This window comes from Pseudomonas sp. AIG, assembly GCF_977020205.1.
The window spans coordinates 1-13,103 of record NZ_CDROCK010000017.1 but is presented as its reverse complement, the minus strand read 5'-3'; the positions used below and the strand labels follow the sequence as shown (position 1 = coordinate 13,103).

The following is a 13,103-nucleotide window of genomic DNA, read 5'->3' as shown; positions in this document are numbered from 1 at the left end:
GCCCCGGAAACGGGGCTTTTCCTCAGTCCGCAAAGGCGTATCGATCATGCGTAAAACTGCCCTTTTCGCTCTGCTTTGTGTCTGTGGCCTGACTCAGGCCGGTCAGATGCCCGTTGCCGCCTTGCCGGGTGGCACGCTCATCTACAAGAACGTGCAAAGCATTCGTGAGCGCAAATTTTCCGACATCGTCGAACAGAAAACCGATTTCAGCTGCGGCGCTGCTGCACTGGCCACGGTGTTACGCCAGGCCTATTGGCTCGACGTCGATGAGGAGCACATCATCAAAGGCATGCTGGTCAACGCAGACCAGGACCTTGTTCGTACTCAAGGGTTTTCCATGCTCGACATGAAGCGCTACATAGAAAGCATCGGCATGCGCGCCAGGGGTTACAAGATTCCACCGGAAAAACTCGACGCTGTAACGATCCCGGTGGTGGTACTGATGGAAATTCGCGGCTACAAGCATTTCGTGGTTCTGCAGCGTTCGGACAAGGACTGGGTTTACATCGGAGACCCGGTTTTAGGCCATAAACGCTACAAACACGATGACTTTGTCAAAGGTTGGAACGGCATAGTCTTCGCCATCGTCGGCCCCGGTTATGACAAAACCAATGCGTTGCGCAGCCCGCCGACACCACTGACGGCCAAGAACAAGCTGGATAACTTCAACCCTGTCAGAGATGCTGAATTGATGGATTTCGGGTTCATACAGAGCGACTTCTTTTAATCGCCGATTATAAAGAATGGGGCTGGATGTCCCGGGAGCAGCAAATGAAAACCTCATACTGGCTGGCCGCCGCCTGCCTGGCAGCGAGTGCGTCAGGCTATGCCAATGCAGGATTCAAACCTATAGAAATACAAGACAAGGAGTTGTCCGAACTACGGGGTCGTTATGTCATGCCGGGGCGGATTATCAGCTTCGGCATTGTCATGAGCAGTACCTGGCGCAACGCCAGTGGTGATCTGATCGGGGCAGCCACCTCGATGCAACTTCAGGCAGCAACGATCAAACCCGAATTCTACGTGCAAACCATCAAGGAGCACGGCAACGGCAGTGTCCTGCCAACGGGCACCGGCACAATCACCGGTGGCGCCGGACTCGACAGCAGCCAGGGCGTGACACAAAGCGTGCGCGCCGCTGGCGACAGCAACACCGCCTACAACAACGTCGCCATTAACGTTTCGGAAGCCAGTCAGGCCCCGGCGCTGGTGCCCGCACAAGGGCAGGCACTGATGGCCGGGCAGACTATCGGCGGCAGCAATGCTGCGGGCAGCGTGGCCGTTTCGGCCAACGGCGGTGGCGTACAAATGGCCATTCAGGCCTCCGGCAATCAGGGCTCGGCCCTGCAACAGGTCGCTCAGGGTGGCTTGCTGCAGAACACCCGTTTGCTCGGTAGCGCCAACGTGGTCAACAACATGACTCAACTCAACGTCGTCCTGAACAATAACGGCATGAGCGCCGGCGCACTGGATTGCAACCTGACTCAACTCAGGGCACTACGCACTATTGGATATTGAACTACGCTGAGTCTCGATCATTGGGCTTAAAGGGACGGCTTATTCATGTATCGATCAGTATCACTGCGTGCCGCTGTTTGTTTGAGCACTCTTCTACCTGCAGCCATGCTGCAAGCGGCACCGGACGCCGATGTAGAAGTCCTGAAACAAGAGCTTCTGGAGCTGAAGCAAAGATACGAAGTACAACAAAAAGCCTTGGCGGTACTCGAACAACGGGTTCGCCAGGTCGAAGACCAACCGGCGGCGCCACAACCCAAAAGGTTGGCCAAGTCGCCGTCGGATCTCAAAGGCAATCCCAAAGTGGCCACCGGTACCGGGGCCGCAGCAGCGTCGGGGGGCGCAGCCGGAGGCAGTGGGGCTTCTTACGGGCAATCGCTGGCAGATGATTCACAACCGGCACAGAGTGTGTCCAACCTGTACGACGAAGCCAGTGGTTTCTTCGGCGGTGGCAAATTCAGCTTCGAAACCGGTGTCACCTACTCGCGCTATGACACCCGTCAGTTGATTCTCAACGGCTTCCTGGCACTCGACTCGATCTTTCTCGGCAACATCAACCTTGACCGGATCAAGGCCGATACCTGGACCCTTGACCTCACGGGTCGCTACAACTTTGACAACCGCTGGCAGTTCGACCTGAACGTGCCCGTGGTCTACCGTGATTCGACCTATCAGTCCGGCGGTGGCAACGGCGGCGCGTCTAACGTCACGACCGAACAGGACGTCGACCGCGACCCGACCATTGGCGACGTCAACTTCGGTATCGCCTACAAGTTCATGGATGAATCGGTCAACACGCCGGATGCAGTCGTGACCTTGCGGGTCAAGGCGCCAACCGGCAAGGATCCATTCGGCATCAAGCTGCGCCAGACCGATGCCAATTCCAACCTGTTCGTGCCTGACACCCTGCCTACCGGCAACGGCGTCTGGTCGGTCACCCCGGGCATCTCGCTGGTCAAGACGTTTGACCCGGCGGTGCTGTTCGGCAGTCTGTCCTACACCCACAACCTGGAGGAATCGTTCGACGACATCAGTTCCACGGTTAACCAGAAAACCCCGGGCAAGGTACAGATTGGCGACAGCTTCCAGATTGGCGCCGGTATTGCGTTTGCGCTGAACGAGAAGATGAGTATGTCGTTCTCGGTGTCTGATCTGGTGCAACGCAAGAGCAAGCTGAAACAGGATGGCGGCGATTGGGAATCGGTGGTGTCCAGTGACGCCAACGCCGGTTACTTCAACGTCGGCATGACCATTGCGGCCACCGACAACCTGACCATCGTGCCCAACCTGTCCATCGGCATGACCGACGATGCCCCGGACTTTTCCTTCAGCCTGAAATTCCCGTACTACTTCTAGGCAAAAGCAAAAGATCGCAGCCTTCGGCAGCTCCTACATCGGATTCATGTAATCCCTGTAGGAGCTGCCGCAGGTTGCGATCTTTTGATCTTCAGGTATCTATCGAATCTGGTGCTTGTGCAGCAAACGGTAAAATGTCGGCCGGGACACGCCAAGGACCTTGGCCGCAACACTGAGATTGTCGCTGTGCCGGTTCAACACATCACACAGTGCCTGGCGTTCGGCGCGGGTTTTGTAATCTTCCAGCGTGCCCATGGGGGTAGCGATCGAGTGCTGGCTGATCAGCCCCAGGTCTCGGGCCTCGATCTGCCGGCCTTCGGCCAACACCAGCCCGCGCCGCACACGGTTGGCCAGCTCACGGACGTTGCCCGGCCAGTCATGTTTGCCCATGGCAATCAGCGCGTCTTCGCTGAAACTGCGCGGACGGCGGCCGGTTTCGTGGCTGTAGAAGTGGGAAAAATGGTTGGCCAGCATCGACAGATCACCATGGCGTTCACGCAAAGGCGCAGTGACCACTTGCAGGACGTTGAGCCGGTAATACAGATCTTCGCGAAATCGCTTCTTCTCAATGGCCGCTTCCAGGTCGACGTGAGTCGCCGCCAGAACCCGCACATCCACCGGGATCGGCTGGCTGCCGCCGACACGTTCAATGTGCCGTTCCTGCAGGAAACGCAGCAGATTGGCTTGTAGCTCCAGCGGCAGATCGCCGATTTCATCGAGAAACAGCGTGCCGCCATTGGCCGCTTCGATGCGCCCGATCTTGCGTTGATGCGCGCCGGTGAAGGCGCCTTTCTCGTGGCCGAACAGCTCGGATTGAATCAAATGCTCAGGAATCGCCCCGCAATTGATTGCCACAAACGGCTTGCTGTGACGCTGGGACTGGCGGTGCAGCGTGCGCGCGACCAGTTCTTTGCCGGTACCGCTTTCGCCGCGGATCAACACAGGCGATTCGGTGGGTGCCAGTTTGCTGAGTAGTTTGCGCAGTTCACGGATCGGTTTGCTGTCGCCGAGCAGTTCATGTTCGGGCTGATCGACGTGGATCGTGCCTTGCCCGCGCAAACGCGCCATGCCGAACGCGCGCCCGAGCGTCACCTGCACGCGCGAGACGTCGAACGGCAAGGTGTGAAAATCGAAAAACCATTCACAGACGAAGTCACCGACGTTCTGTAAGCGCAGCACTTCCTGATTGAGCACGGCGATCCATTCGGTGCCGCTGCGGCTGATCAGTTCTTTGACGGCTTCGGGACGTTCGAGATGAAATGGCTGCAATCGCAACAAACCGACATCACAACTGCGATCAGCGGCGTTTTCCAAAGTACAGCTGTCGACATCCCAACCTACGGCGCGTAATCCGGGCAATAAGCGGTGGCAGTCGTCGCACGGATCGACCACCAGTAAACGTCGTAACGCAGGCGCTTCGCTCATGACTGTTCCTTGGCGCCAAATTATTAGAAATGATTGTAAAAACAGTCATTTGGCAGACCCGACTGTAACATTAGCAAGATTTTGACAGGGCCTTGTATCGATTGCTTATAGGTGTACAAGCAAACACGTTATAAGAAGCAAAGTTGTTAGTGAGCTATCGACTAATCCCAGCCTTAACCTTTCAGGGAGCTTTCAAAAACCTGTCGGTAAAGCAACGCCATGAAAGAAAGTTGAAATTTCTTTGTTTCATGTGTGACCTGCCTGCGGGTTCGGTGCATCAGTACAAGTACCAGCCGAACGGTAAGCCCAACCGACGGCACATCACTTGATTGGGCACCATAGAGAGAACAACCCATGACCGCCCCGCTCCGTATCAACGAAGCTCTTTTGATTGCCAACCACGCGTTCAAACCTTTCCAGTGCGTGGCCTGGGCGCCACAAGACGGCAATGGCGAACTGAGCCTTACCGTCATTGACCGAACCAATTCGCACATCGGTCGCAAACAGATCCCAAGCAGCGCCTACTCCGATCCAGCGCAACTCGAGCAACTGCTGCAGCAGGCTCGCGCTGAACTCAGCGAAGAAGGTTACAGCCTGCAATCGTGGTCGATGCCGCACTAACAGCCGGGCGATGCGGATGACTTTCAGGTCATCCGCCCTCTTCGCTTAGTTGTAATCTTTTAAACACCCGATACTTTTGTACAACTCTTTGCAAGGTGCTCAGGCTTAACTGCTTGGCCGGCTTGCTATTGGTTCAAAAAGACACTGTTCTGGCACAGTGCGACCCTCCACCTGTTAGTTCTTACAGTTGTACTTCTCCCGGTTCAGGGATTGAATGTTCCGCTCATGCAGTTACCCACCCGGTTTCCGGTAAAGGTCAACTCGCAAGGAGATGCGTGCATGTCCACTCTGAACACTTTTGCGCTGCCGGCGTTATCGACGTCTGCCGGTCAACTCGATAAAACATTTGCCAACACCGGCATCGCCCAAGTGTATTTCGCTGGCAGCCTGTCCAGCCTGACTGAAGATATCGCGCTGGATGCGCAGGGGCGGATCCTCGTTGCGGCGAAAGTCGGCATCGCCGCTGGCAGTCGCTTCGGACTGGCGCGGATGCTCGCCGATGGCTCAGCCGATCTGGCCTTTGGTGATCAAGGCAGCGTGATCGAGACCTTTGCTCCAGGCTTCGAAGCCACCGCCGGCAAAGTCCGGGTGCTGCCGGACGGACGCATCCTGCTCGCCGGTCTGCATTACGAAACCGCGCATCGCACCTTGCCTGCGTTGGCCTTGTTCGATGCACAGGGCAAACCGGAAATAACCTTCGGTGACAACGGTCGTCAGGTGGTGCGCCTGCCCGGCGATCTATCCATGGGCAGCCGTGATGCCTGGCTGCCACCGGGCGTACCCGGTGCCGAAGCCTGCGACTTCGTTGTCCAGGACGACGGCCACATTCTGCTGATCGCCAATCATCATTTCGAACTCGCCGACCATGCCGGCATGCTGATTCGCCTCAAGCCCGACGGCCGCCTGGATGAAACCTTCAACGGTCGCGGCTTTGTGATGATTCGCCATCTACTGTTGAACACCTGGCTCAGCAGCCTGCTGTTGCAAGACGACGGACGGATTGTCGTGGCAGGCTCCATCGACTTTCCGCAAGAGGGTTTGTTGGCGCGCTACCTGCCGAATGGTCGCCTCGACGAGCGCTTTGCCGTCGACGGCTTCATGGCGTTCAAGGCGCACGGCCAAAGCGCGCTAGTCAGTCAGGTCCTTGAGTCCACTGACGCACTGCACTGTTTCGGCAGCAGTCGCGACCCGATTCGTTGCATGGCCTACAGCGTGCACACCAACGGTCGCCCGGATCTGCACAACCATGGCGGCCGGCCACAACTGCTGGAAATCGGTCCCAGCGGCTGCCAATGGAGCGCCGCCCAGCGCATGGCGGACGGTCGCATCATCGCGGTCGGCGCAACCATTGGCGGCATCGAGGCGGATTTTATCGTTGCCCGTTACTTGAGTGATGGCGGTCTGGACCACAGTTTTGCCGACGGCAAAGGCTGGCTGCGCACACGACTGGGACGAAGTCTGGACACAGCCAATTCACTGGCCGTGCAGGCGGATGACGCCATTCTTGTGGGTGGTTATTCGCTGGATGGCAACTATCGGGCGATGGTGGCGCGGTATCTGAATTCATAGGCGAGACGTGTAACCGTTTGTCGGGAATGGGCCTGTACCTGTAATTTCTGACAGTAGACGCCAGCCTTGATCGGGCATCAGATTGCAGGGCGCGCAGAGCACTGCGTGCTCTACCCGAAAAAGGAATTTTGATATGAACGATCTCGTGAAACCGTCCAAACATCGCACATCGGTTCAACTGTCCTCAGGAAGTGCCGAGCTTGAGGCGCCCAGGATTATCTCAATCACTAATGGTGACGGTATCTCCATTCCACCTGACGGTATTACCACGAACGGCAATCTGTCTTTTGTCGGTTGGGCGGAGCCGAATCAGTTAGCAGAGATACTGGACTTCGGTCTTCCTGCACACCATCCCGTGACTGTTGATAACACGGGTCATTACAGCGCCGAGCTGCTGGGTCAGCAACGGGGTCTTCACGACTACAGCGTGCGAACCTCCGATGGTCAAGTGTCAATGTCGTGGTTTATTGTAGTGGATGTCAGCGAAGGGCTCTCAATCGACTCGGTATACGATCCTACCGGTACGCCCGTCGGAAACGGTGAGACTACATTTCAAGGTGAACTGAATTTTGTTGGCAAGGGCACACGTGACAAAGTAGTGGAGTTGGTGAACAACGGCATAGTGGTAAAACTCCTGAATGTCGGTTCAGACGGGCATTGGAGCGCCAACCTCAAGGATCTCAAGACAGGCACGCAAAACTTCAGCGCTCGGGAAACCAATGGGCAGCAATCCTCTCCATGGCAGGTCCTGATAAAGAAACCCGCACCGCTCAGCATTCAATTCGCCTTGGGCGATGAAAGTTATCAATTGATCCCGAATCAACACCCCACGTCCGATTCATCGGTGACAGTCACGGGCACAGGAACCCCCGGTGAAACTGGCTGGATTGTCGACTATGAAAATAACCTGGTGCCCTTCGAGACAAATGATCACGGCATCCACTCCACAACGATCCACGGCCTGGAAAAGAACAAGTTTCACACATTCAGGCTCCAATCCCATCTGGGTCGAACCTCAGAGCCTTGGGTAATCAAGGTGACTTCGTCAGAATTGGACTAAACGTTTCCTGCAGCAGGCAAAGGCCCACCGAGTCGATGACTCGGTGGGCCTTTGCCGTTGGCTGTCCTTTTCACAAGAACATCGGTTAAATCCAGTAACAACTTGAACTTGCACGACACATCCGGCAACTTGCGCGCTTCAATAAAACAAGGAGCAACCGATGTCCGGTTCAATGGCCCAGGCGTTCGCGCACAACTTTCTCGGGCAATCGCCACGCTGGTACAAGGCGACCATCGTCGGTTTTCTGATCCTCAATGCGCTGGTGCTGTTCACGGTTGGCCCGGTTGCGGCCGGCTGGTTGTTGGTGATCGAATTTATCTTCACGCTGGCGATGGCGCTCAAGTGCTATCCGTTGATGCCCGGCGGTTTGTTGTTGATCGAAGCACTATTGCTGAAGATGACCACGCCACAGGCGCTTTACGATGAACTGGTGCACAACTTCCCGGTGATCCTGCTGCTGATGTTCATGGTGGCGGGCATCTACTTCATGAAGGACCTGTTGCTGTTTCTGTTCTCGCGGCTGCTGTTGGGCGTGCGTTCAAAAGCGGCGCTGGCGTTGATGTTCTGCTTTCTTTCGGCGTTTCTCTCGGCGTTTCTCGATGCCCTGACGGTGACCGCTGTGATCATCAGTGCGGCTGTTGGTTTCTATTCCGTTTATCACCGCGTCGCTTCCGGCAATGATCCGCGCCAGGACAGCGAGTTTGGCGACGACCAGAACCTGCCGACACTGCATCACGACGACCTGGAACAATTCCGCGCCTTCCTGCGCAGCCTGTTGATGCACGGCGCGGTCGGTACGGCGCTGGGCGGTGTCTGCACACTGGTCGGTGAGCCGCAGAACCTGTTGATCGGTCATGAAATGGGCTGGCACTTCGGCGAGTTCTTCCAGAAAGTCGCGCCGGTTTCTTTGCCGGTTCTGGCAGCGGGTCTGGTCACCTGCGTGTTGCTGGAGAAACTGCGCTGGTTCGGTTACGGCACACTGCTGCCGGACAACGTTCGCACCGTGTTGGCCAACTACGCCGCCGAAGACAACGCTGAACGCACGGCGCGCCAACGCGCCGCGCTGTTGGTGCAAGGCGCAGCAGCACTGATCTTGATCGGTTGCCTGGCCTTTCACATCGCAGAAGTAGGCCTGATCGGATTGATGGTGATTGTGTTGATCACCGCGTTTACCGGCATCACCGACGAGCATCGTCTGGGCAGCGCATTCAAGGACGCCATGCCGTTCACCGCGTTGCTGGTGGTGTTTTTTGCAGTGGTGGCGGTGATTCACGATCAACAACTGTTTGCACCGTTGATCCAGTGGGTGCTGGCCCTGCCGGTCGAGCAACAACCGGGCATGTTGTTTATCGCCAACGGCCTGTTGTCGGCGATCAGTGACAACGTGTTTGTCGCCACGATCTACATCACCGAAGTGAAACAGGCGTTTCTCGCCGGGCACATGAGCCGCGAGCATTTCGAGACGCTGGCGATTGCGATCAACACAGGGACTAACCTGCCGAGCGTGGCGACGCCGAATGGTCAGGCTGCGTTTCTGTTCCTGCTGACCTCGGCGATTGCACCGCTGGTGCGTTTGTCGTACGGGCGGATGGTGTGGATGGCGTTGCCGTACACCTTCGTGATGGGATTGCTGGGCTGGTATGCGGTGAGCTACTGGCTCTGATCAACACCGCTTAAAAACTGTAGGAGTGAGCCTGCTCGCGATAGCGGTGTGTCAGCCCCAGGAAATGGTGACTGATATATTGCTATCGCGAGCAGGCTCACTCCTACATTTGGTTTTGCGTGCTCTCAGCGAGGGAGGATGTAGTTTTCGATCGCCAGGGCGACGCCGTCTTCGGTGTTCGGCGCGGTGACCACGTCAGCCTGACGCTTTACCGCCTCCTCCGCCTGCCCCATGGCAATCGACAGGCCTGCGCAATGAAACATTGCCGGGTCGTTGCCGCCATCGCCGATGGCCGCCGTGTGCTCCAGCGGTATGCCCAAGTGCTCGGCCAGAGTCGCCAGCGCGGTGCCTTTGTTGGCCTCCAGCGCGGTCACGTCAAGATAAACAGGTTGTGAACGCGATACCTGCGCCATGCCGTTGACCTTGGCCTGCAGTTGCGCCTCCAGTTCGATCAACAGTTCTGTGTTGTTGCTGGTCGCGACAATCTTGTCGATGCGCTCCAGATACGGCTCGAAACTTTCCACCACCACTGGCGGATAACCGAGGCCATGCTGTTCGCGCGGGACCATTGGCCCGTGCGGGTCCTTGAGCAACCAGTCGCCGCCGCTGAACACCCAGATTTCCACATCTGGCTGATCGGCAAAGGTTGCCAGCGCAATCAGCGCGGTGGTGGCCGGCAGGTAATGCGCGACCAGCAGACTGCCGTCGGGATTGACGATCGTGCCGCCATTAAACGCCGCTGTCGGCAGATCGACGCCCAAGGCTTCGATCTGCTGCAACATGGCTTTCGGCGGTCGCCCGGTGGCAAGACTGAACAGCACGCCGGTCTCGCGCAGCGCACGCACTGCGTCGATGGTGCGTTGGCTCAACGTGTGATCGGGCAGCAACAACGTGCCGTCCATGTCGCTGAGCAGAAAACGGACAGGTTGCTTCGGCAAGTCACTCATCCCAGGCCATGCCAGACGCGACCATCGCGAGTCAGCAGATCTTCGGCGGCTTGCGGGCCATCTTCGCCGGCGGCATAAGTCTGCACGCTGGCATCCTGCTGCCAGGCGTCGAGGAACGGCTGCACGGCGCGCCAGCCGTTCTCGATGTTGTCCGCACGCTGAAACAGTGTCTGGTCGCCGGTGAGGCAGTCGTAGATCAGCGTTTCATAACCGGTCGACGGCTGCATCTCGAAAAAGTCTTTGTAGGCAAAACCCAGTTCGATGTTGGCCATGTTCAACGCCGGCCCCGGCCGTTTCGCCAGCAGATCAAACCACATGCCTTCGTTTGGCTGGATCTGGATGCGCAAATACGTCGGCTGCAACTCATCGACTTCGGTGTCGCGGAATTGTGCATACGGCGCCGGTTTGAAGCAGATGACGATCTCGGTGTCGCGCACACTCATGCGCTTGCCGGTACGCAGGTAAAACGGCACGCCGACCCAGCGCCAGTTGTCGATCATCACTTTCAGGGCAACGTAGGTTTCGGTGTTGCTGTCCGGCGCGACGTTGGCTTCCTGGCGATAACCGTTCAGTGGTTTGCCGTCGACTTCGCCAGCGCTGTACTGGCCGCGAACCGAGTTGGCCCGAGCCTCTTCAGTTGTCCAGGGGCGGATCGCACCCACCACTTTGGCCTTCTCGCCCCGCACCGCATCGGCGCCGAACGCCGCCGGCGGTTCCATCGCCACCATGGCGAGCAACTGGAACAAGTGATTGGGCACCATGTCGCGCAGTGCGCCGGTGTGTTCGTAAAAACTGCCACGGGTTTCGACGCCGACGGTTTCGGCGGCGGTGATCTGCACGTGGTCGATGTAGTGATTGTTCCAGAAGGCTTCGAACAAGCTGTTGGAGAACCGGCTGACCAGAATGTTCTGCACGGTTTCCTTGCCCAGATAATGGTCGATCCGATAGATCTGCTTCTCGGACATCACCTTGAGCAAACAGGCGTTCAACGCTTCGGCGGTGTGCAGGTCGGAGCCGAACGGCTTCTCGATCACCACCCTTCTGAACGCTTCCGGGGTTTCTTCAAGCAAACCGGCGCTGCCCAGTCGGCGCACCACTTCACTGAAGAAACGCGGCGCGGTGGCCAGGTAGAACACCGCATTGCCGGTGCCGCTGTCGGCGATTTTCGCCGCCAGGGCTGAATAGGTGCTGTCGTCCAGGAAGTCGCCCTGAACGTAGCTGATACCTTTGGCGAGCTTGGCCCACAAGGCCGGATCAAGCATCTGATCGCCCTTGCCGACCTTCGCCGCCACTTCGGTACGGATGAAATCTTCGAGCTTGTGCGCGAAGGCCTCATCGGTAATGGCGTTGTGGTCAACGCCAACGATCCGCAGGTTTTCGTCAAGCAAGCCGTCGCGACTGAGGTTGTACAGCGCCGGCATCAGCAAGCGCTTGACCAGGTCGCCGTGGGCACCGAACAAAAACAGCGTGGTCGGTGGTGCGGGTTCTGCCTTGGATTTTCTGCGGATCGTATGGGTCATTTCTTCGGTGTCTCCACGTGGCCGCCGAAGCCGAAGCGCTGGGCCGAAAGAATTTTGTCGCCAAAGGTGCCCTGGCCGCGCGAACGGTAGCGCGAGAACAGCGAGTTCGACAGCACCGGTACCGGCACCGCTTGCTCCATGGCCGCCTCGATGGTCCATTGACCTTCGCCGCTGTCCGCTACGGAACCGGAGAAGCCGTCGAGTTTCGGATCGCTGGCCAGTGCATCGGCGGTCAGGTCCAGCAGCCACGAGGAAACCACGCTGCCACGACGCCACACTTCAGCAATGTCGGCCACGTTCAGATCAAAACGCTGATCTTCCGGCAGGCGCTCGCTGGATTTGGTCTTGAGGATGTCGAAGCCCTCGGCGAACGCGGCCATCATGCCGTACTCGATGCCGTTGTGAATCATCTTCACGAAGTGCCCGGCACCGGCAGGACCGGCGTGGATGTAGCCGTGCTCGGCGCGATGATCATCCGACTTGCGATCCTTGGTGCGCGGGATGTCACCCATGCCTGGCGCCAATGCGGCGAACAGCGGATCGAGGCGCTGCACGGTTTCAGCGTCACCGCCGATCATCATGCAATAGCCGCGCTCCAGACCCCAGACGCCACCGGAAGTACCGACGTCGATGTAGTGCAGGCCCTTCTCGGCCAGGGTCTTGGCCCGGCGGATGTCATCCTTATAGTTGGTGTTGCCGCCGTCGATGATGGTATCGCCGGCTTCGAGCAACGTGCTCAGGGTGTTGATGGTGTCTTCGGTAGGCGCGCCGGCCGGCAACATGACCCAGACCGCGCGCGGTTTGGCCAGGCCGACAACCAGTGCCGGCAAGTCGGCGACGCCGGTGGAGCCCTCGGCGACCAGGTTATCGATGAAAGCGGTATTGCGGTCGTAAACAACGGTGGTGTGACCGTTGAGCATCAGACGTCGCGCAATATTGCCGCCCATGCGGCCCAGTCCAATAATCCCGAGTTGCATGTGCTGATGCTCCTTACTACAAATAAATGTGTGTCATTGGTTATAGCCCAACGCGACTGATGGAGGTTAGTCCAGAGCGTTGCGATGAAGTTTCCGGGCATTGTGCCCGATCCTGACTGATAACGCCCCGAATCGTGCCGAAGACACACGGACCATGAAAAATAAAAAAGTTCCATTCACAGGCAAAAGAAATCAAAATCGGCGCCGATAGTAAGTCAGTACCCGCCAACGGGGACGATTTACAGTTGATGCACGCCATTTGCGAGGTGAGCAATGGGCACAGTACACACAGCAATGCCGCCACAAACCCTGTACGTGACGATTCGTCGCGACGAATTGCGTCAGTTGAAAGATGAACGCGACCAGTTGAAGCAGGAGTTGGCGCAGCTGCGCCTCTTGACCCAAGTTTCTCAACCCCAACCTTTTCCCCTCTTTCCTCTTCTTCCTCTC

General features: G+C 57.7%; 12 protein-coding genes. 8 read left to right on the top strand and 4 right to left on the bottom strand.

Annotated elements, in window-relative coordinates:
• Positions 1-46: 46 nt before the first annotated feature.
• From ACWR1S_RS12310 to ACWR1S_RS12300, 3 genes are read left to right on the top strand one after another with little or no spacing between them, the layout of a single operon-like run.
• Complete coding sequence (locus ACWR1S_RS12310; RefSeq protein ID WP_141125608.1) at positions 47-727, top strand: C39 family peptidase; 681 nt, start codon at positions 47-49, stop codon at positions 725-727.
• A gap of 44 nt (positions 728-771) precedes the next feature.
• Complete coding sequence (locus ACWR1S_RS12305; RefSeq protein WP_454563670.1) at positions 772-1,518, top strand: hypothetical protein; 747 nt, start codon at positions 772-774, stop codon at positions 1,516-1,518.
• 45 nt (positions 1,519-1,563) lie between these two features.
• Positions 1,564-2,871 carry a hypothetical protein gene (locus ACWR1S_RS12300; RefSeq protein ID WP_454563669.1) on the top strand — a complete coding sequence of 436 codons (1,308 nt, stop codon included), beginning with the start codon at positions 1,564-1,566 and terminating at the stop codon, positions 2,869-2,871.
• 99 nt (positions 2,872-2,970) lie between these two features.
• Here ACWR1S_RS12300 and ACWR1S_RS12295 read toward each other — a convergent pair whose 3' ends face one another.
• Positions 2,971-4,296: a sigma-54 dependent transcriptional regulator gene (locus ACWR1S_RS12295; protein ID WP_127927869.1), complete on the bottom strand. Its 1,326-nt coding sequence runs from the start codon at positions 4,294-4,296 to the stop codon at positions 2,971-2,973.
• Between the two features lie 354 nt (positions 4,297-4,650).
• Here ACWR1S_RS12295 and ACWR1S_RS12290 point away from each other — a divergent pair, with 354 nt between their 5' ends.
• The 4 genes from ACWR1S_RS12290 (at position 4,651) to nhaB (ending at position 9,209) form a co-directional block, all read left to right on the top strand.
• Positions 4,651-4,917: a hypothetical protein gene (locus ACWR1S_RS12290; RefSeq protein WP_016983763.1), complete on the top strand. Its 267-nt coding sequence runs from the start codon at positions 4,651-4,653 to the stop codon at positions 4,915-4,917.
• 279 nt (positions 4,918-5,196) lie between these two features.
• Positions 5,197-6,486: a hypothetical protein gene (locus tag ACWR1S_RS12285; protein ID WP_454563668.1), complete on the top strand. Its 1,290-nt coding sequence runs from the start codon at positions 5,197-5,199 to the stop codon at positions 6,484-6,486.
• A 133-nt stretch (positions 6,487-6,619) separates the two neighbouring features.
• Positions 6,620-7,546 carry a hypothetical protein gene (locus ACWR1S_RS12280; protein ID WP_454563667.1) on the top strand — a complete coding sequence of 309 codons (927 nt, stop codon included), beginning with the start codon at positions 6,620-6,622 and terminating at the stop codon, positions 7,544-7,546.
• 160 nt (positions 7,547-7,706) lie between these two features.
• Positions 7,707-9,209 carry a sodium/proton antiporter NhaB gene (nhaB, locus tag ACWR1S_RS12275; protein ID WP_454563666.1) on the top strand — a complete coding sequence of 501 codons (1,503 nt, stop codon included), beginning with the start codon at positions 7,707-7,709 and terminating at the stop codon, positions 9,207-9,209.
• A 125-nt stretch (positions 9,210-9,334) separates the two neighbouring features.
• Here the strand turns inward: nhaB and ACWR1S_RS12270 are convergent, their stop codons facing one another.
• Genes ACWR1S_RS12270 through gnd form a run of 3 tightly spaced genes read right to left on the bottom strand, consistent with a single transcriptional unit; the run spans position 9,335 to position 12,653 of the window.
• Positions 9,335-10,156, bottom strand: a complete 822-nt coding sequence (locus ACWR1S_RS12270) for an HAD family hydrolase (protein WP_454563665.1) — start codon at positions 10,154-10,156, stop codon at positions 9,335-9,337.
• Positions 10,153-11,676, bottom strand: a complete 1,524-nt coding sequence (gene zwf / locus ACWR1S_RS12265) for a glucose-6-phosphate dehydrogenase (protein WP_454563664.1) — start codon at positions 11,674-11,676, stop codon at positions 10,153-10,155. The genes ACWR1S_RS12270 and zwf overlap by 4 nt, the downstream gene beginning before the upstream one ends.
• Positions 11,673-12,653, bottom strand: coding sequence for a phosphogluconate dehydrogenase (NAD(+)-dependent, decarboxylating) (gene gnd / locus ACWR1S_RS12260; protein WP_454563663.1), 981 nt, complete (start codon positions 12,651-12,653; stop codon positions 11,673-11,675). The genes zwf and gnd overlap by 4 nt, the downstream gene beginning before the upstream one ends.
• Positions 12,654-12,926: 273 nt before the next feature.
• Here gnd and ACWR1S_RS12255 point away from each other — a divergent pair.
• Positions 12,927-13,103, top strand: a 177-nt coding sequence (locus tag ACWR1S_RS12255) for a DUF6026 family protein (RefSeq protein WP_454563736.1), incomplete at its 3' end; no start/stop codon positions are given.